This window comes from Sphingomonas sp. LR59 (genome assembly GCF_036855945.1).
Lineage (GTDB): Bacteria > Pseudomonadota > Alphaproteobacteria > Sphingomonadales > Sphingomonadaceae > Sphingomonas.
This window is the reverse complement of record NZ_JASPFL010000001.1, coordinates 484,382-503,720: the sequence shown is the minus strand read 5'-3', so window position 1 is coordinate 503,720 and position 19,339 is coordinate 484,382. Positions and strand designations below refer to the sequence as shown.

Annotated in this window: 13 protein-coding genes, 1 tRNA gene and 1 pseudogene; 10 read left to right on the top strand and 5 right to left on the bottom strand. The window is 64.5% G+C overall.

Features of this window, described 5'->3' with window-relative positions:
* The first annotated feature begins 31 nt into the window (after window positions 1–31).
* The gene (locus tag QP164_RS02375) at window positions 32–1,216 is read left to right on the top strand and encodes an alpha-hydroxy-acid oxidizing protein (RefSeq protein WP_132897897.1); all 1,185 of its coding nucleotides are present in this window, start codon (window positions 32–34) and stop codon (window positions 1,214–1,216) included.
* A gap of 24 nt (window positions 1,217–1,240) precedes the next feature.
* On the opposite strand, the gene QP164_RS02370 is transcribed toward QP164_RS02375, so the two are convergent.
* Both QP164_RS02370 and QP164_RS02365 read right to left on the bottom strand, forming a co-directional pair.
* On the bottom strand, window positions 1,241–1,669 hold the full coding sequence (locus QP164_RS02370; RefSeq protein WP_132897994.1) for a YybH family protein: 429 nt from the start codon (window positions 1,667–1,669) through the stop codon (window positions 1,241–1,243).
* Window positions 1,669–3,351, bottom strand: a complete 1,683-nt coding sequence (locus QP164_RS02365) for an EAL domain-containing protein (RefSeq protein ID WP_443027466.1) — start codon at window positions 3,349–3,351, stop codon at window positions 1,669–1,671. The genes QP164_RS02370 and QP164_RS02365 overlap by 1 nt, the downstream gene beginning before the upstream one ends.
* A gap of 115 nt (window positions 3,352–3,466) precedes the next feature.
* Here QP164_RS02365 and moaA point away from each other — a divergent pair.
* From moaA to QP164_RS02345, 4 genes and pseudogenes are all read left to right on the top strand, one after another.
* Window positions 3,467–4,493 (top strand): annotated as a pseudogene (gene moaA, locus QP164_RS02360) (GTP 3',8-cyclase MoaA).
* Entirely contained in the window at window positions 4,490–5,269 is a 780-nt protein-coding gene (locus QP164_RS02355) for an NAD kinase (RefSeq protein ID WP_132738563.1), read from the top strand. Before moaA ends, QP164_RS02355 begins: the two are co-directional and overlap by 4 nt.
* A gap of 88 nt (window positions 5,270–5,357) precedes the next feature.
* Window positions 5,358–5,432, top strand: a tRNA-Asn gene (locus QP164_RS02350).
* Between the two features lie 135 nt (window positions 5,433–5,567).
* Entirely contained in the window at window positions 5,568–7,403 is a 1,836-nt protein-coding gene (locus tag QP164_RS02345; protein ID WP_333921990.1) for a hypothetical protein, read from the top strand.
* Window positions 7,404–7,849: 446 nt separating this feature from the next.
* On the opposite strand, the gene QP164_RS02340 is transcribed toward QP164_RS02345, so the two are convergent.
* From QP164_RS02340 to QP164_RS02330, 3 genes are all read right to left on the bottom strand, one after another.
* Complete coding sequence (locus QP164_RS02340; RefSeq protein WP_132738572.1) at window positions 7,850–8,215, bottom strand: hypothetical protein; 366 nt, start codon at window positions 8,213–8,215, stop codon at window positions 7,850–7,852.
* A gap of 449 nt (window positions 8,216–8,664) precedes the next feature.
* Window positions 8,665–10,071 (bottom strand): hypothetical protein, encoded by a 1,407-nt coding sequence (locus tag QP164_RS02335; RefSeq protein ID WP_333921989.1) that lies wholly within the window; start codon window positions 10,069–10,071, stop codon window positions 8,665–8,667.
* Window positions 10,072–10,544: 473 nt separating this feature from the next.
* A complete protein-coding gene (locus tag QP164_RS02330; protein WP_435368396.1) occupies window positions 10,545–11,870 on the bottom strand; it encodes a sugar MFS transporter in 1,326 nt (441 codons plus the stop codon).
* A 134-nt stretch (window positions 11,871–12,004) separates the two neighbouring features.
* Between QP164_RS02330 and QP164_RS02325 the strand changes: the two genes are divergently transcribed.
* The 5 genes from QP164_RS02325 (at window position 12,005) to QP164_RS02305 (ending at window position 19,286) form a co-directional block, all read left to right on the top strand.
* Window positions 12,005–13,150, top strand: a complete 1,146-nt coding sequence (locus QP164_RS02325) for an aldose epimerase family protein (protein WP_333921987.1) — start codon at window positions 12,005–12,007, stop codon at window positions 13,148–13,150.
* Window positions 13,151–13,175: 25 nt separating this feature from the next.
* The gene (locus QP164_RS02320; protein ID WP_443027410.1) at window positions 13,176–14,978 is read left to right on the top strand and encodes an IlvD/Edd family dehydratase; all 1,803 of its coding nucleotides are present in this window, start codon (window positions 13,176–13,178) and stop codon (window positions 14,976–14,978) included.
* Between the two features lie 42 nt (window positions 14,979–15,020).
* Window positions 15,021–16,688, top strand: a complete 1,668-nt coding sequence (locus tag QP164_RS02315) for a glycoside hydrolase family 43 protein (RefSeq protein WP_333921986.1) — start codon at window positions 15,021–15,023, stop codon at window positions 16,686–16,688.
* 11 nt (window positions 16,689–16,699) lie between these two features.
* Window positions 16,700–18,259: a glycoside hydrolase family 43 protein gene (locus tag QP164_RS02310; protein WP_333921985.1), complete on the top strand. Its 1,560-nt coding sequence runs from the start codon at window positions 16,700–16,702 to the stop codon at window positions 18,257–18,259.
* Window positions 18,260–18,707: 448 nt separating this feature from the next.
* The gene (locus QP164_RS02305) at window positions 18,708–19,286 is read left to right on the top strand and encodes an outer membrane protein (RefSeq protein ID WP_132738586.1); all 579 of its coding nucleotides are present in this window, start codon (window positions 18,708–18,710) and stop codon (window positions 19,284–19,286) included.
* The last annotated feature ends 53 nt before the right edge of the window (window positions 19,287–19,339 follow it).

The following is a 19,339-nucleotide window of genomic DNA, read 5'->3' as shown; positions in this document are numbered from 1 at the left end:
GTATAAGGCCCGCAAAACATAGGAGAGGATGATGGCCGTGGCCCCGAAGACTGCGCCGCATTTCGGCGATTACCAGAACGCGATCTACTTCGCCGGGCTGAACGGCGTGGTGCCGAGCGTGCCGGTCGATTTCGCGACGCTGGAGGCGCGCGCGTCCGCGGCATTGCCCCCAGCGACGCTCGCCTATCTCCAGGGCGGCTGCGGCGACGAGCATACCCAACGCCACAATGCCGACGCGTTCGCGCACTGGGGGATGACCCCGCGGATGATGGTCGACTGCACCCGCCGCGACCTGTCGATCGAGCTGTTCGGGATGACGCTGCCGACGCCGCTGTTCATGGCCCCGGTCGGCATCAACGGTATCTGCACGCAGGATGGCCATGGCGATCTCGCGGCGGCGCAGGCGGCGGCGATCACCGGCGTACCCTTATGCCAGTCGACGCTGTCGAACGATCCGCTCGAGGACGTCGCCGCGCGGTTCGGCGACACCCCCGGGTTGTTCCAGCTCTACACGCCGAAGAACGATGCGCTGACCGAAAGCCTCGTGCGCCGCGCCGAATCTGCCGGGTACAAGGCGATCGTCGTCACGCTCGACACATGGGTGACCGGCTGGCGCCCGCGCGACCTCAACACCGCGAACTTCCCGCAGCTCCGCGGCCAAGTGCTTGCCAATTATTTCAGCGACCCGGTATTCCGCGCGATGCTCGAGCGCCCGCCCGAGGAGGACGGCGCGGCAGCGGTCCGGCAATGGGCAGGCGTGTTCGGCAAGGTGCTGACCTGGGCCGACATGCCCTGGCTGCGCTCGCTGACCAAATTGCCGCTGGTCTTGAAAGGCATCTGCCACCCCGACGATGCACGCCGCGCGATCGATGCGGGCGCCGACGCGATCTATTGCTCGAACCATGGCGGGCGGCAGGCGAATGGCGGGATCGCCGCGATCGACATGCTGCCTGAAATCGTAGCGGCGTCGGGCGCGACGCCGGTGCTGTTCGATTCCGGCGTGCGATCGGGCACCGACATGGTGAAGGCGCTCGCGCTCGGTGCCACTGCGGTCGGGGTGGGCCGCCCCTATGCTTACGGCCTCGCGCTGGGCGGCGCGGCGGGCGCGGCGCATGTGTTGGAATGCCTGCTCGCGGAGGCGGACCTGCTGATGGCGGTCAACGGCTACCCGACGATTGCCGACGTCCGGTCCGCCGGTGCGATCCGTCAGCGCTGACCGATCTTCCCCGCCAGGGGAGGATCAACTACTGTGATCGGCGATGATCTGCCACGCTGTACCACGCCGCGCGAAGACCAACGTCGTCATGCCGCTTTCGGTCGTCGATGGCCCGGTCAGCGTCCAGCGCGCGAACAGCATCGCATGACGCGGATCGATCCCGCGCATCTCCAGGAATGCGAACGACAGCGTGCCGCGCGCATTGCCGACGCCGCGAAAACTCGGTCGGTATTTATCGGCGATCGCCGGCTTGCCGCGCAGCAATCCCTTCGGCGTCACGAACACCGCATCATCGGCATACACCGCCATGAACCGCGCGAGATCACCCGCATTCCACCCCGCCGCGCTCGCCTCCATCGCCTGGCGAATCGCGGTCTCGGCGGGCACGGGCGCCGCCGCCGTGGCCGCCGCCGTGGCAGCGATCAGCGCGAAGGGAACGATCAAGGCCTGCATCATTCCCTCGCCATCAGTTCGAGCAACCCCGCCTCGCCGACCGGCTCGGACAGCAGGAACCCCTGATACAGGCTGCACCCTCCCGCGGCGAGCAATTCGAGTTGCGACGGCGTCTCCACCCCCTCGGCCACCACTGCGAGGCCGAGCGAGCGCGCCATCGTGATCGCGCCCGCCACCACCACGCGGTCACGCGCGCTGCCGTCGATATCGCGCACCAGCGATTTGTCGATCTTCACGTAATCGAGTGGCAGCGACTTGAGATAGGCGAGGCTAGAATAGCCCGTCCCGAAATCGTCGATCGCAACGCGACACCCCGCCCCACGCAGCTCCGCAAGCAAGGCAGACGCCGCCGCCAGATCCTCGATCAGCCCCGTCTCGGTGATCTCGACGGTCAGCCGCCCGCGCGGAAACCCGCTCTCGTCGATCCGCGCGAGGAACAGCGCCGCGAACCCCGGCCGCGTGATATCCGCCGCAGTCAGGTTGAGCGACACCCGCAGCGTTCCCAGCGCCTCCGGCCACGCCACGGCACGCGCGAGCACAAGCCGCTGGATATGATCCGACAACGCGATGCCGAGGTCCGCGCGATCGGCGGCATCGAACAGTGTATCCGCCCCGAGCGGCCCCAAGGTCCGGTGGTTCCACCGTGCCAGCGCCTCGACCCCGGTGATCCTGCCGCTCGCAATCTCGACCTGCGGCTGCCAGCGCAGATCAATCTCGTCGCGCTCGATCGCGTGATGCAGGTCGATCGCGAGCGCATCGATCGGCGCGACGCCATCGGGCAGCGCGACGTGGAGCACCGACCCGTCGCTCACCTTCGCCTCCGCCAGCGCCTCGCTCGCCCGCCGCAGCAGCGCCGCCGCATCGTCGCCCGGCTGGCGCTGCGCCACGCCGAACCGACAGCCGAGCACCGCACGCGTATCCGCCACCCGGAACGGCCGTGCGAGCGCCGCATCGAGCGCGGTGATCGCCGCGGTCACCGCAGCCCCCGACGCCTCGATCGCCAGCGCGAATTCGGACCCGCCTAGCCGCGCGACGATCGAATCGACGCCGATCGCGGCATGCGCGATCGTCTCGGTCCGTCGCACCGCCGCCTCGATCAGCGCATCGACCGCAGGCCGGCCATGCGCGGCATTGACGATATCGAGCCGCGACAGTGACACCAGCACCACCGCGACGGGCAGGTCGGCGGCGATCCGCCCGACGATCCAACGACGGACGTCACCGGTCTCGCGGTCGTACAGCGACACGCCGGGAATCCTGCGCCGATCGATCGCGCTGCCCGCAGTGCGCACCGCATGGCGCCCGGCAAACCGCAACGCCTGGACGAGTTCGCCGTCGCTCGCCGGGCTGGTGAGGAACTGCGTCGCGCCCGCATCGAAGAGCTCGCCGACCGCGCCGACGTCGCCGCGCGACACCAGCACCAGCAGCGCGGCGCCATTGGTCGCAATCAATCCGCCCAGCGCCAGCGTCGCCGCCAGCCCCTCGTCGAACGCCCCACGTGCGTCGATCAGCGCGACCGCCGCACCGCTCGCCAGAAAGCGGCTTTCGATCGCTTCGGCATCGCTCACGACCTGCGCGTGCCAGTCCGCGCTGACCCCGGCACACGCCAAAATCTCTGCGATTTCACCGCGTTGACGGAACGATACCGCGAACAGCGTCGTTGCCGTCTGCATGTCTTCCATATCCGTCGCACCCTGCTCCATCGGTGCGAGCCTAGCTGGCGTATCGCCCCCAGCCAATCCATTACCAGCCGATCCGGCCTTGTTCCCGGGACAGTCCGGTCCTAGCTCTGAAGGCATGACGCTCGCGCCCGCCCTCAACCAGAAGCCGTTGCGCGACACGCATGGTCGTACGATCAAGTATCTGCGGATTTCGGTCACCGATCGCTGTGACCTGCGCTGCCGCTACTGCATGTCGGAGAAGATGACGTTCCTGCCGCGATCGAAGCTGTTGAGCCTCGAAGAGATCGCGATCATCGCCGAGCGCTTCATCGCGCGCGGCGTGACCAAGATCCGCCTTTCCGGCGGCGAGCCCCTCGTGCGGCGCGATGTCGCCGAACTGGTCCAGCGGTTAGGCCACAACATCGGCGCCAATGGACAAGGGGAGTCTCGAAGAGCTCACGATGACCACCAACGGCACGCGCCTCGCACAGCATGCCGAGGCGATGGTCGATGCGGGCATCCGCCGCGTCAACGTCAGCATGGACAGCCGCGACCCTGAGCGCTTCCGCTACATTACCCGCCACGGCGACGTGTCGCAGGTGATCGGCGGCATCTACGCGGCGCGTGATGCAGGGCTGGCGATCAAGATCAACATGGTCGCGCTGAAGGGCTTCAATGAGGACGAGATCGCGCCGATGCTGGCCTGGTGCCGCGACGAGGGCTTCGACCTGTCGCTGATCGAGACGATGCCGCTCGGCGCGATCGACGAGGACCGCACCGACCGCTTCCTGCCGCTGACCAAGGTGTTCGAAGACCTCGGGCAGCGGTTCACGCTCGCCCGCGACGCGCACAAGACCGGCGGCCCGGCACGCTACTGGAATGTCGACGGCACGCGCACGCGCCTCGGGTTGATCTCGCCGCTGACCGCCAATTTCTGCGACGGCTGCAACCGCGTCCGCCTGACCACCGAGGGCAAGCTGTACATGTGCCTAGGCCATGACGATCAGGTCGATCTCAAGGCCGCGCTGCGCGAAGGCGGCACCGCTGGCCTCGACGAGGCGATCGACGCTGGCCTGTTCGCCAAGCCGAAAGCGCACGACTTCCGCATCGGCCAGGGCGAAGGGCCCGCCGTCGCGCGCCACATGAGCGTCACCGGCGGATGAGCCGATACGAGCGGCGGGCGCTGGTCGCGTCCAACACCCCGCCTGCTCGTGCCGCCGAGGCCCAGCTCGCCGACATGGCCGACTGGGTGCCTGTCGAGGATGCCGACGTGATCATCGCGCTCGGCGGCGACGGCTTCATGCTCCAAACGCTTCACGCGATGCTGGAGCGCCGCAAGCCGCCCGTGCCGGTATTCGGAATGAACCTCGGCACGGTCGGCTTCTTGATGAACGAATGGCGCCACCACGGTCTCACGGACCGTCTGGAGCGTGCAAAACCGTTCAAGGTCGTCCCGCTCAGCATGACCGCGCTCGGCGTCGACGGACGTACCCACACGCTTCCCGCGATCAACGAGGTGTCGTTCCTGCGCGAAACCCGCCAGACCGCGAACCTCGAAGTGACGGTGAACGACCGCATCGTCCTGCCCGAACTCGCCTGTGACGGCATCCTCGTCGCCACCCCCGCGGGTTCGACCGCGTACAACCTCTCCGCGCATGGTCCGATCCTGCCGCTCGGTTCGGGTATGATCGCGCTGACCCCGATCAGCCCGTTCCGCCCGCGGCGCTGGCGCGGCGCGATCCTGCCCGACAAGGCGCGCATCGGCATCCGCGTGCTCGATCCCGGCAAGCGCCCCGTCTCCGCGGTCGCCGACCAGCGCGAGATCCGCGACGTCGCGCAGGTCGACATCTGCATGGACCGCGCGCGCGAACTGACGCTGCTGTTCGATCCCGAGCACGCGCTCGACGACCGGATCACGATGGAACAGTTCGTCTCCTGACCGCGGTTTATCGCGCTCATTGCATTTTTGCGGAGAAACCCGCTTGCATCGTCCGACTGGCCGTTTATAGAGCCGCCTCCGGCAACGTTCCCTGATAGCTCAGCGGTAGAGCTCTCGACTGTTAATCGAGTGGCCGTAGGTTCGAATCCTACTCAGGGAGCCATTTTTTGCCAGGAAATCCTCGGCTTTTGCTGAGATTGGCCGGCGGCAACGCCCCGCCGTTATTACATACATTATGACATTCGCGGTTCGTTCTCACGCGTTGATACGGCCGGTCTGTTGTCACCGCACGATCAGATTGTCATCCGCCCCGCCGTACTCTGCGCCCAAGGAATTAGCGCCAGCACGACCGTCGCTAGCGACAACTCGCGCGGCCCGCTCTTCGCAAAACACTTGCCAGCGTCCAAGACTGAAGCCGGATCTCTCGGCTATTGCATTTATTTACCGAGGGTTAACCCGCCAGCACCTACCCGAAGCCTACGGGCCATTCACGTCGTCCGCGAGAAATCTAGGCCTCTGGCAAGAGAAGGTTCGTTTCATGATCGGTGTGGATCACGACAAAGTTTTTGACGATTCGGGCACCGCAGCAAATCTGCCCGATGTGGACCGCAGACTCATACTTGCCTTTCTCTCCAGCGTCCCCGCTCTTGCATGGGCGGCCGGTAGCGGCAGCGGTAGCGACGCAACGCCTGCAACGGGCGCAGCCTCCGCAACGGATGGCATAACGGTCGTGACCGGTTCGCCCGCCACACAGAACGCGGTGTCGGCAACGGCGGCAAAGAAAGTGGCAGCGTCCACGACCTCGAAGACGAGCACAACGCCCAGCTTGTTTTCTGCGCAATCTCCGTGGAACTCGACGCCGATCAAACCCCGGCTCGGCAACAACACCCTGCCGACCGCGAAGCAGGTTCCCTGGATCGAAGAGAGCGCATACTCGTCCAAGATCTTCCGCGCCGCGGCAAACGATAGCCCGATGACCGTCATTGCGGACGACATCGCCAACCAGCTTCAGGCCGGTGCGGTGACGATCCCGCGGTTTCCCGCAGCGACCATGCCGGCGACCGGTCAGGATGGCCATTGCGAGATCCTGGACCCGGTCGACGGTACGCTGCACAGCTTTTACCAACTGCGTCGGACCGCGGGGACATGGCGCGCGGGGAAGTATGCCCGTACGTCCGCGCAGGGAAGTGGCTGGGGCACGGTGGCCAATCCAGACAATGTGCGCGCGGCTGGCTGCTCGACGGCCGGCGGCCTTCTGCTCGCGTCCGAACTGGGACTGGATATCGTGCCGCACGCCTTGGCGATCGGCATGGATAAAAACGCGTTCCTGTCGGGGCCGGTCTGGCCGGCAACGCTCCAGGACTATACCGGCGCGACCACGTACAAGGGCGTGCCGGGGCAACGCTTCCCGATGGGCAGGCTGTTGATGCTGCCCGCTAGTTTCGACGTCGATAAACTCGGCCTGCCGGAATCGAGGGCGATCGCCCGGACTCTCAAAAAATACGGCGGGTATATCGTCGACGCGACGGTCGGTTCGCTCAACTTCTACGCGGAGATCGGCAGCGGTTGGAACAAGAGCTACGTCAACGGCAAGTACACGGCTGCGTTCAGTCCCGACATGCAGGCGATCAAGGCGGGATTGCGCCAGCTTTTGGCGCAAGACGGTTTCCTCGATCGCGACGGCAAGCCCTACACGCCCACGCCGTTCCGCTCGATGAACCTCTTGTCGATGCGCGGGCCGTGGCAGAGCTATAACGGGTCGAAGTCGTTCGGTAAGTATGATGCGGCGACCGATCTGTTCCAGGCCGAGGCGACCGCCGAGTCGCGCACCGTCCGCCAGTTATTGAGCACACATGATGAGGCCGACCGGTTCGGGTACAAGAAACAAAGCTGGAACCTCAACCCCGAACCCGGCGTGCGGTATCTCGTGAAAGCGATCGGCGCGGGCGACATAACGGCCACGCTCGCGGTCAACGCCAAGAGTTTCAAACGATATGCGGCGACCACAAAGCTTGCGCCCGGTGGTTCCGTGGCGTTCACCTGGCCGACCGATCCGGCGACCGTGACCGAAATCTTCGTCGACAAGCCCGCCGGTGCAACGGCAAGCATCCGGTTGGAACTGGTCAAGGCCTAGCTCAAGCGGCCGGCGGCGACGCGGCGACGAAGGACGAGCCAATCAAGGGTGACACCGCAGCGGGGAGGCGTCTTGGGAAAGCTCAACCCGCTGCGATTGGTGTAATTTGCCACTGCCCCATGCGGTAATCAATCCCCCGCGGGTCCCATTTTGACGCATTGTCGCGGCGAACACGTGTGACGAGCACGATTGAATAAAAGTTCGCCGCGACCTGCACGGCATATCTCGTTCCGGCTTGGCAGGGCACCCTGAATTGACCCGAGCGCGATCAGTGCCACGGCGCCTCGCGCTGACGTGGCGGTGATGCGGCGTCGGCACCGAACTGTATCAGATGTACTGGCCGCACTTTGATGCGCCAATCTCACGCGGACGCGGGTCTGCAGACCTTGGCCAGTTTCCACTGGCCTCCCGACATTCGAACAGTCTGCGATCCTCAACTGGACCGACTATTCCTGGTAATAGTTTGCATACCGCGCGACGCGATAGCGACCCCGGGTCCGGTATGCCCAGCCCGACAAGGCGAGCCCGAACAGCGGAAATACCACTGACAGGACGCTGGTCGCCGTCAGATGCGACGCGATTGCGAGAACGGACGAAACGCCACCCCCGACGGCAAAGACCAGACACGCGTTCATCACGCGGGTCCGCCGTGGGCGTGTATTTGCGACGAAGGGTACGACCGCGAGCAGGGCAGCAACGCCGACCATCAGCGGGACCAGCGTCCAGATCGAAACGCCGCTGCTGTACAGCCGGTAGCCCACCAACGCGGATATGATAATCGCTATCGAACAGATAGCACGCAACAGACCCATCCGTGATTCCTCGTGGTAGTAAATTGTCCCAAAGAAGGCACCGTCGTCAGGTTACGCGCCGCCGGGTCGTGCTTCCATGCACGCCGCCGGGTTAACGGCACCATACCGACTCCGCTCTGAAACGGCTTCTTCAGCCTATGTAACACATATCAAACTTTTTTCGGCTTCACAGCGCAACTTACCAGGATGACGACGACGCCGAAGCCCGCTTGGCCAGTCTCGTTCGCCACGCATCCCCTCCGCGAACGCTACGAAGAAAGCGATGCCTTGCGTCACCCCGACGTCACGGATGCAGACGACTTAGACGTCCGCCCAAGTGGTCCGAAATCTGGAAGCGCTGCTCACCCTACCGATTCCCGTTCCCGGAAAGTGAAGCGGCGGGCGCGGCTACGCTGCAACCGTCAGGCGCTGGATGTCACCGCCCTCCCCTGCAGCCCGCCAAATTTCGCTCAGGCTTTGACCAATTCGAGCCGGATGTTGGCCGCGGCACCGGCGGGCTTGTCGAGATAGATTTCGGTAACGGTGCCCGAATCGGTAGGCCATGTGAACGTCGCCGACTGGCCTGGCGCCAGCTTTCCGGTCGTGCCGTAATTGGCTTTGTAGTCGCTCTTCTTCACGCTGAGCGTCGCCATGATGTCACCGTCACCGATCGCGCGAACGCTGTATTTCGCACCCGGCTCTGGGTTGAGGTTCCAACTCTGCTTCTTCCATTTGAAGCGGTCGGGATCGTTCTCGTCGTGCGTGTAGAGAATCTGTCGAATGGTGCGGGCGTCGGCGGTCGCCTCGGCTTGGTAGAGGTCCGCCGCCGCATCGTACCGGCCGAACACCTTCGAGCCATTATAGCTCTGCCAAAGACCGCGCATCGACAGCAGGTTCATCGCGCGGAACGGGGTCGGCGTGAACGGCGTGCCATCCCGGTCCAGATAGCCGCTCTGCGAGACGACCTGACGCATCGCGGCCTTGATCGCCTGCATGTCGGGACTGAACGAGGCGGTGTATTTGCCGTCGACTATGCTCTTGTTCCAGCCGCTGCCGGTCTCGGCGTAGATGTTCATCGACCCGACCGTCGCGTCGACGATATACCCGCCATATTTCTTCAACGTCCGCGCGATCGCCCTCGACTCCGCGAGGCCCAGCTTGTCGACGTCGAAACTGGCTGGCAGCATGAGGAGCGCCCCCATCGGGAAACGCTGCCCCGCCACACCCTTGTAGGTGGTTGCACCGGTGTAATCCTCGAGAGTCGCAGGCCAGATCGGTCCTGGCATGAAGGCGTTCTTGTCCATCCCGATCGCAAGCGCGTGCGGCACGATGTCGAGACCAAGTTCGGACGCGAGCAACAGGCCACCGGCCGTCGAGCAGCCAGCCGCGCGCACATTGTCCGGATTGGCGACCGTGCCCCAACCGCTGCCCTGCCACGATGTCCGCGCATACTTGCCCGCGTGCCAACTACCGGCTGTCTTGCGCAATTGGTAAAAGCTGTGAAGCGTACCGTCGATCGTGTCCAGGATCTCACAATGGCCATCCTGCCCCGTCGCCGGCATGGTCGCTGCGGGAAACCGCGGGATCGTCACGGTGCCCGCTTCGAGCTGGTTGGCGATATCGTCCGTGGTGACGGTCATCGGACTGTCGCTGGCCACTGCGCGGAAGATCTTGGAGGAGTATGCGCCTTCCTCGACCCACGGGGTCTGGTTGGCGCTCGGCAGGGTATCACTGCCGAGTACGGGATTGACCGGCGTCGCGTTCCAGGCCGACTGCGCGGAGAACAGGCTGGACGATGAACTCGCTGGAGTCGTTGATGGGGCTGGTGTCACCACCGCTACCGGCGTCGCGACCGGCGCAGCGGCGGAAGCAGGCACGACCGTCACGCTATCTGTGGCCGGTGCTGCGCCGCTCCCGCCACCACAGCCCCCCAATGCCAGAATGGGCGCGCTGGAGAGAAACGCGAGGAGTTGCCTGCGATCGAAATCAGGCAGCTCCACAGCTGTACCCAAATTCCCAAAATTTTCCTGGTGATCCAAGGCGATCATGCAACAAACCTTCTCAAGCCATGGACCCGGATTACCCGCCGGTTAAGGATGGCCCACGACCTGAGAAGTAGTGCTGCGGGGTAAACCGTTGGTAAATTTTCGCTGAGAGTTCATCCAGGATAAGGCACCTGACAAACACCAGGATCATGCCGCGCAGATACGACAGCCGAAAAATCGCCACCGCGAAGCCTCGCGCGGAACCGTCCAGGTACGGCTCCGCGGGGTACGGCTAGAACGATTACTCCGAGCATCCGGAGACACGGCAATCACGCATCGAAGCGTTCGCCGCATCCCCCGATAGATCAGGGAACGGCGACGGGATCGGGCAGCGCATCAGTCACGCGCGAGCCCCAGACCGCGTAGAACAGGATGTAGAGTTCGCAAACCGCGGTCAGCAGGAACGAGATCTGCAACCCGTACGTGTCGGCGAGCCAGCCCTGGACGATCACTAGCGCACCGCCGGCGATCGCCATGATCAGCAGCCCCGACCCTTCCTCGGTCAGCGGTCCCAGCCCGCGGATGCCGAGCGTGAAGATCGTCGGGAACATGATCGAGTGGAACAGCCCGACCGAGATCAGCGCCCACATCGCGACGTGGCCGGTGGTGAAGGTCGCGATCAGCATGACGACGAACGCGCCGATGCTCGCCACCGCCAGCACGCGCTCCGCCGGGATCGTCCGCATGACGACGCTGCCGATCAACCGGCCGACCATCATCCCGCCCCACAGGACGAACAGGTAATGCGAGGCCTGTTCATGCGTCAAATTGCCGATCTGCGGCTGGCTGACGAAGTTGATGAACAGATTGGCGACGCCGATCTCGGCGATCAGGTAGATGAAGATCGCCGGGATGCCGAGCACGAGGTTGCGATGCGACCAGAGCGACAGGCCCTTGCGGTCCGCCTTCGCCGAGCGCTGCGTCGCAGTACCCATCGCCGGCAGCGGGAAACGCGCGATCACGATCGCCAGCACCACGAGCACGCCCGCGACGATCAGATACGGCAATACCACAGACTGCGCATCGGCAAGCCGCTCGGCCGGGGTCAGCACCGCGGTCGATCCGGCAACCGCGGTCCCCGACGTCGAACGCCCGAGGATCAAATAGCCGCCGAACAACGGCGCAAGCGTCGCGCCCGCCGAGTTGAACGCCTGCACGAGATTGAGCCGCGACGACGCGGTCTCGGGCGGACCGACGACGGCCACATAGGGATTGGCGGCGACCTGCAGCAAGGTGATGCCGCTGGCGATTACGAACAGCGCGAACAGCGTCACGCCGTAACTCGGCAACCGCGCGGCGGGCACCATCATCAGCGCGCCGACCGCCATCAGCCCCAACCCGAACACCATCGCGCGTTGATAGCCGACCCGCTCGATCAGCTTGGCGGACGGGATCGAGGCGAAGAAATAAGCGATGAACCAGACGCTCTCGATCAGCGTGGTCTGCGTATAGCTGAGGTCGAACACGCTGCGCAGGTGCGGCAGCAACGTGTTGTTGATGACGGTGATGAAGCCCCACATGAAGAACAGGCTGGCGAGCAGCGTCAGCGCGGAGCGGTAACTGGGGCTGCCCGTCGCGGTGACGGGTGCAGCGCCGGTCTGTGTCTGTGTCGGCTGTATCGGCATGGCCATATTCGTTCATCCTCCGCGCCATGTCGGTGACTGGAACAGTCTTTTCCCGCACGGCTTGCCCAGAAATATATTGTCTGACTATATAGCCGAACAAGGCGCGTCAACGGCGTCGGCGATCAGGGATGGGAACCGGAATGCGTGCAATCAGGAAGACGGGGATCATCGTGGCAACCTTGCTGGCAGCGCTTTCGGCGCACGCAGCCGACGCGGCAGAGGCGAAGCGCACGCCCGCCGGAACGCTGAAGGACGGCACCGCGATCGAGGCGGTGACGCTTAGCAATGCGCACGGCGTTTCCGCGAAGATCCTGTCCTATGGCGCGACGCTCCAATCGTTGATGGGCCCCGACCGTGCCGGCAAGATCGCCGATGTCGTGCTCGGCTACGATGACCTCGCCTCCTATGTCGACCATCCCAATTTCTTCGGCGTGACGGTCGGGCGTTACGCCAACCGCATCGCCGGTGGCCGCTTCACGCTCGACGGCAAGGCCTATCAGTTACCGCTCAACGACAAGGTCAACTCGCTGCATGGCGGCGGCAAAGGCTTCGACAAGGTCGCCTGGACGGTCGTGTCGGTGAAGAGCGGACCGACCGCGACGCTCGTGCTCGGTCATCGCAGCCCCGACGGCGAGTCGGGCTATCCGGGCAACCTCGACGTCACCGTCACCTACACGCTCGACGAAGCCGGCAACCTCGGCATTGCGTATGACGCGAAGACCGACGCGCCGACGATCGTCAACATGACCAACCACGCGATCTTCGATCTCGGCGGCGAGGGCTCGGCGATGGGCGCGAACGGCCACCGGCTGACGATCCCCGCCAAGGCGATCACGCCCGTCGACGATAAACTGATTCCGACCGGCGCGCTGCAACCCGTCCAAGGCACGGTATTCGACTTCCGCAGCGGCCGGATCGTCGGCGAGGGTATTCGCGACGGCCGAGACCAGCAGATCCGCTACGGCCATGGCTACGACCACAATTTCGCGCTCGACAAGGGCCTGACGGCCAAACCCGAACTGGCCGCACGGCTGGAGGATCCCGTGTCCGGAAGAGTCCTCGACGTGCTCACGACCGAACCCGGCGTACAGTTCTACACCGGCAATTTCCTCGACGGCACGTTCGTCGGCAAGAAGGGCCATCTGTATCGCATGGGCGACGGCATCGCACTCGAACCACAGAAATTCCCGGATGCGCCGAACAAGCCCAGTTTCATTTCCGCCCGCGTCGACCCAGGCAAACCCTATCACCATGCGATGATCTACCGCCTCTCCGTCGCGCGCTGATAGTCGATCTCCAGAAAGCTCTCCGATGACTGACATGCCTAAGCTTCCCCAGCCGCTCAGAAGCCGCGCGTGGTTCGACAACCCCGAGAACATCGACATGACCGCGCTCTATCTGGAGCGCTATCTAAACTTCGGGTTGTCCTTAGAGGAACTGCGCTCGGGCAAGCCGATCATCGGCATCGCGCAGACCGGCAGCGACCTGAGCCCGTGCAACCGCCACCACCTCGTGCTCGCCGAACGCCTGCGCGAAGGCATCCGTGAAGCGGGCGGGATCGCGCTGGAATTCCCGGTCCACCCGATCCAGGAAACCGGCAAGCGCCCGACCGCCGGGCTCGACCGCAACCTCGCCTATCTGGCGCTAGTCGAGGTGCTCTACGGCTATCCGCTCGACGGCGTGGTGCTGACGATCGGCTGCGACAAGACCACGCCGGCGTGCCTGATGGCCGCTGCGACCGTGAACATTCCGGCGATCGCGCTGTCGGTGGGGCCGATGCTCAACGGCTGGCACAAGGGCGAGCGGACCGGTTCGGGGACGATCGTGTGGAAGGCGCGTGAGCTGCTCGCGACCGGTGCGATCGACGACGAGGGCTTCATCAAGCTCGTCGCCTCGTCGGCACCATCAACGGGTTACTGCAACACGATGGGCACCGCGACGACGATGAACAGCCTCGCTGAGGCGCTCGGCATGCAGCTGCCCGGCTCGGCCGCGATCCCCGCGCCGTACCGCGACCGCCAGGAGGTCGCCTATCGCACCGGCAAGCGCATCGTCGACATGGTCGCCGCGGATCTCAAGCCCAGCGACATCCTGACCAAGGAAGCGTTCCACAACGCGATCGTCGTCAATTCGGCGATCGGCGGCTCGACCAACGCGCCGATCCATCTCGCCGCGATCGCACGCCACATCGGCGTCGACCTGCCGATCGACGACTGGCAGACTCACGGCCACAAGGTGCCGCTGATGGTCAACCTGCAGCCCGCCGGCGAATATCTGGGCGAAGATTACTACCATGCCGGCGGCGTCCCCGCGGTGGTCGCCGAACTGATGAAGCAGGGCCTGATCCACGAAGACGCGATGACCGCGAACGGCAAGTCGATCGGCGACAATTGCCGGACCGCGACGATCGAGGACGAGCGCGTTATCCGCCCGTTCGCGACGCCGTTGCTGGAAGATGCCGGGTTCATCGTGTTGCGCGGCAATCTGTTCCACTCGGCGATCATGAAGACCAGCGTGATCTCACCGGAGTTCCGCGAGCGTTATCTGTCCAACCCGGACGATCTTGAAGCGTTCGAGGGCCCCGCGGTCGTATTCGACGGCCCGGAGGATTACCATCACCGGATCGACGATCCCTCGCTCGGCATCACGACCGACACGTTGCTGTTCATGCGCGGCGCCGGCCCGATCGGCTATCCGGGCGCGGCCGAGGTCGTCAACATGCGCCCGCCCGCCTATCTGATCCGCGAAGGCGTCCATGCCCTCCCCTGCATCGGCGACGGCCGCCAGTCCGGCACGTCGGGCTCCCCCTCGATCCTCAACGCCAGCCCCGAAGCGGCAGCAATGGGCGGCCTCGCGCTGATCCGCACCGGCGATCGCGTCCGCATTGATCTCGCCAAGGGATCGGCAAACGTCCTGATCTCCGACGAGGACCTCGCCGAGCGTCGCCGGGCACTCACCGAAGCTGGCGGCTATGCGTATCCCCGATCGCAGACGCCCTGGCAGGAAATCCAGCGCGCCACCGTCGGCCAGATGGAGACGGGTGCGATCCTCGAAGGCGCCGAGAAATATCAGCGCATCGCACAGACCATGGGCCTGCCCCGCGACAATCACTGAGGTCACCCGCGCGGTACGGATCCGTTCAGATTAGGAGTTCCTATGACTCGATCCATACCGCGCCTCGTGACGGCGCTGTCAGCACTGGTTGTGGCCCAGGCGGCAGCCGCGCAAACTGCGCGCTTCGACCGCTTCAGCTATGATGGCCGGTCGCAGGAGCGCGTCGTTGTGGTACCGAACGCGTACCGCAATCCTATCCTGTCGGGCTATTATCCCGATCCCTCGGTAACGCGCGTCGGCGACGACTATTACCTCGTCAATTCGAGCTTCGCGCATTTTCCGGGCCTGCCGATCTTTCACTCGAAGGATTTGGTCAGCTGGGTCCAGATCGGCAACGCGATCTCCCGCCCCAGCCAGCTCGATTTCACCGGGCGCGCCGTGTCGCAAGGCGTCTTCGCGCCCGACATCTCCTGGCACGCGGGCGTCTTCTACATCGTCAACACCTGCGTAGAATGCAAAGGCAATTTCGTGATCACCGCGAAGGACCCGGCGGGGCCGTGGTCCGACCCGATCTGGCTGCCGTTCGAGGGGATCGATCCGTCGCTCTACTGGGAAGGCGACAAGGCCTATATCGTCAACAATCGCGCGCCGAACGAGCCGCCGCGCTATGACGGGCACCGCGCGATCTGGGTGCAGGAATATGACTGGCGCGCGGGCAAGATGGTCGGGCCGAGCACGCAGATCGTCAATGGCGGCGTCGATCTCGCGACCAAGCCGGTCTGGATCGAAGGCCCCCATCTCATCAAGCATGACGGCTTCTATCATCTGATCGCGGCCGAAGGTGGCACCGGCGACAATCATTCCGAGGTCGTGTTCCGGTCGAAAAGCCTGACCGGACCGTTCGCCCCCTATGTCGGCAACCCGATCCTGACGCAGCGCGGGCTCGCCGCCGATCGATCGAACCCGGTGACGTCGGCCGGGCACGCCAAGTTCGTCCAGACGCAGAATGGCGACTGGTGGGCGACGTTCCTCGCGACGCGTCCTTATGCGCCCGAGCGCTATGCGATCGGCCGCGAGACGTTCCTGTTGCCCGTCACCTGGTCCAATGGCTGGCCGCACATTCTCGCGCCGAAGACCCCGATCCCGTTCGCCGCCCCCAAGCCGAACCTGCCCGTACAGCCACGACCGACGACGCCCGTCACCGGCGATTTCGGTTATAGCGATACGTTCCGCGGCAAGAGCCTGGCGATGCAATGGATCGGCATCCGCACGCCGGCCACGCCGTTCTATACGCTTGGTACTGGCGGGCTGACGCTGCACTCGCGGGCCGCGCTGGGCGATCGGCAGGGCGTGCCGGCGTTTCTCGGGCGCCGGCAACAGCATCACGTCGCGACGATCATGACGCGCGTGACGTTCGTACCCGGGACCGATGGTGCACGAGCCGGGCTCGCCGCGGTGCAGAACGACGAGTCGTTCCTGTTCTTCGGCCTGACGCGGATTGCCGGCAAATCCGTCGTCGCGCTGTATGCCCGCGACAAAGCACAATCCGATACGCTCGTCGCCGCTGCACCGGTGGACCTGTCGGGACCGGTCACGTTGACGATCCGTGCCGATGCCGGTGAGATGACGTTCGATTACCAGACCCGGGCTGGTCGCCGCACGCTGAAGTCGAAGTTCGATGCGAACCTGCTGACCACCGCGCGCGCGGGTGGGTTCGTCGGTACGATCGTCGGCCCTTATGTCTATGACCCCGCCGCCGGGACGCGGTGAAGATGCGCGGCATGGGTATCGGCCTGCTCGCGATCGCGTTGCTCGGATCGGCCTCGGTGGTGGCAGCGCAGGCGTGGCAATCCGACCGAGGCGACGGCACCTACGCCAACCCGCCACTGAACGCCGACTATCCCGACCCTGACATTATTCGCGTCGGCGGCGATTTCTATTTCATCACCAGCACCTTCGCCGATGTGCCGGGGCTGACGATCCTGAGGTCGAAGGATCTCGTCAATTGGCGGTTCGCGTCGCACGTCGTCGCGACGCTGACCGGGCGCCCGGAATACGACCTGAAGACTGGTGGCGCCTATCGCCACGGCATCTTCGCGCCGAGCCTGCGCCACCACGACGGCGTGTTCTACGTTGCGGTTACGCCGGTCGGCGAGCCGACGCGGATCTACCGCGCTAAAGACGTCGCTGGTCCATGGACGATGAACCGGCTGAGCGAGTCCGCCTTCGATCCGGGGTTGTTCTTCGATGCTGACGGGACGGCCTATATCGCCACAGCAAGCAGTGCCGACGGGACCGAGACTCTGCTGAGCCTCGACCCGACGCTGCGACGGATCACCGCCCGACGCGTGATCCACTACATCAAGGGCGCCGAGGGATCGAAGCTCGTCCGACGCGGCAATCATTACTACCTGTTCAATGCGATACCGCACCGGCTCGGGTTGACGGTCTCACGCGCCACTGCGCTGGCGGGACCGTGGGAGACACGCAACCAGATCGACGACACGACCGGCGGGCATCAGGGCGCGATCGTCGATCTGCCCGACGGCAGCGACTATGGCTTCGTCATGATCGACGCGGGCGCGGTCGGCCGCACCACCAGCATCAGCCCGATCCACTGGCGCGATGGCTGGCCGATCTGGGGAACCCCCGCGGCGCCGAACCGCGTGCCCGCGACCGCCCGCAAGCCGATCCAGGGCATGCCTATCGAAACTCCCGCCGCCGCCGACGACTTCGCGCAGCCGACGCTCGGCCTGCAATGGCAATGGAACCACAACCCGATCCCCGATCGATGGTCGCTGACCGATCGCCCCGGCTTCCTGCGCTTGCACGCCGCACCCGGCAGCTCGATCTGGACAGCACGCAACACGCTTCTTCAGAAGGGACAGGCGCCATCGAGCCGCGCGACGATCACGATCGACGCGACGCACATCGCGCGCGGCGATCGATGCGGAGCGGGTGTCTTCGGTAAATATAGCGGCGGCATCGCACTGGGCCGCAATGCGGCTGGTCGCCTGACGCTGTCGATGCAGATCGTCGAGGATCGGGCAGGTCCGGCGAAGACGACGATCCAGCACGCCATTCGCGAGAGCCCGGCCATCACGATCGGCACGTCACATCTGACGCTACGAACCGAGATGGATTTCATCCGCAACACCGGCATGGTGGCGTACAGCGTCGATGGCACGACGTTCATGCCGCTCGGCACGCCCTTCCCGCTTGCGTTCGACTGGCGCACGGGCACGTTCCAGGGCCAGCAATTCAGCCTGTTCTGCTACAATCCTGCCGGCCGTGGCGGCTATCTCGACATCGACGCTTTCGCGCTCGATGGCCGCCGATGACGGGCCGGCGCCGAGCGCTCGTCTAGCGCCCCATCTTGGGGGCGGCGTGGAAACAGTCCCACCGCCCGGTAACGCTGCCTATTCGCCTAGGCGCATGCGGCAATGCTGCGATCGACATCGTGAACAGGTTCCCGGAGAACCGGATTGCAGCGTCATGCAAGCGCGCTCCATGAAGCATCCGCGCTGAACATTGCAGTATGCCGCATCGCACAGTCGTCCAATGATACCACCGACAAAGCACAAACCGGCGCACAGGGCTATCATGACCTCGAACTAGTACACTGCACTCCTATCATGGTAAAAACGAATACAAGAGTCATAAAAATGGTACATTACATTCACTATGAATATACGTTAGCAATCTCGTCGAAACTAATCCCTAATCATCATATCTTCATTTCAAAAGGAATGATTTTATCTGATTCGACACAATATTAAGGACGACGTGATGCGCAAATACACAGTATATTTAGGTGCTATCGCACTGATTATGTGCGGGTCTTCGGCCTATGCTCAGTCCACGACGTTTCGCGGCTTTCGCATTGAAGCGAAAGCTGGCGTCGATCGACTTCAAGCTCATGGCAATCACGACGACCGCTTCGTCTACGGCGGCGCTGCTGGCTGGGATGGGATCATCGGCGACAAGATCGTCATCGGCCCTGAGGCCAGCTATCTGGATACGCAGGGTAAAAGCTGCGCGGCCGGCGTCCTGGGAGGGGAAGTCTGCACACGTTCGCGACGCGAAGTCGGCGCAGCGGTCCGGGCGGGGTATCTGGCAACGCCGGCTTTGCTGATCTTCGGCAAGGCCGGGTACGTCAGCGACAGCCAGCGCAAAACGTTCACCGGGGATCCGGCTGGCGGGACGGCCTTCAAAACTCGCCACGGCACGGACGGGTATCAGGTTGGCGGCGGTATCGAATATTCACTGGTCCGCAATTTCTACGTTAGCGCAGAGTATAAATACGCAAACTTCCATAATCATACCTCGCGTCAGAATGTTCTGGGCGGTGTAGGCGTTCGCTTCTAGCCAAACCGGCGCGCACCCCGCGGTGCGCGCCCGCCTTCCCCGACGATTTGACC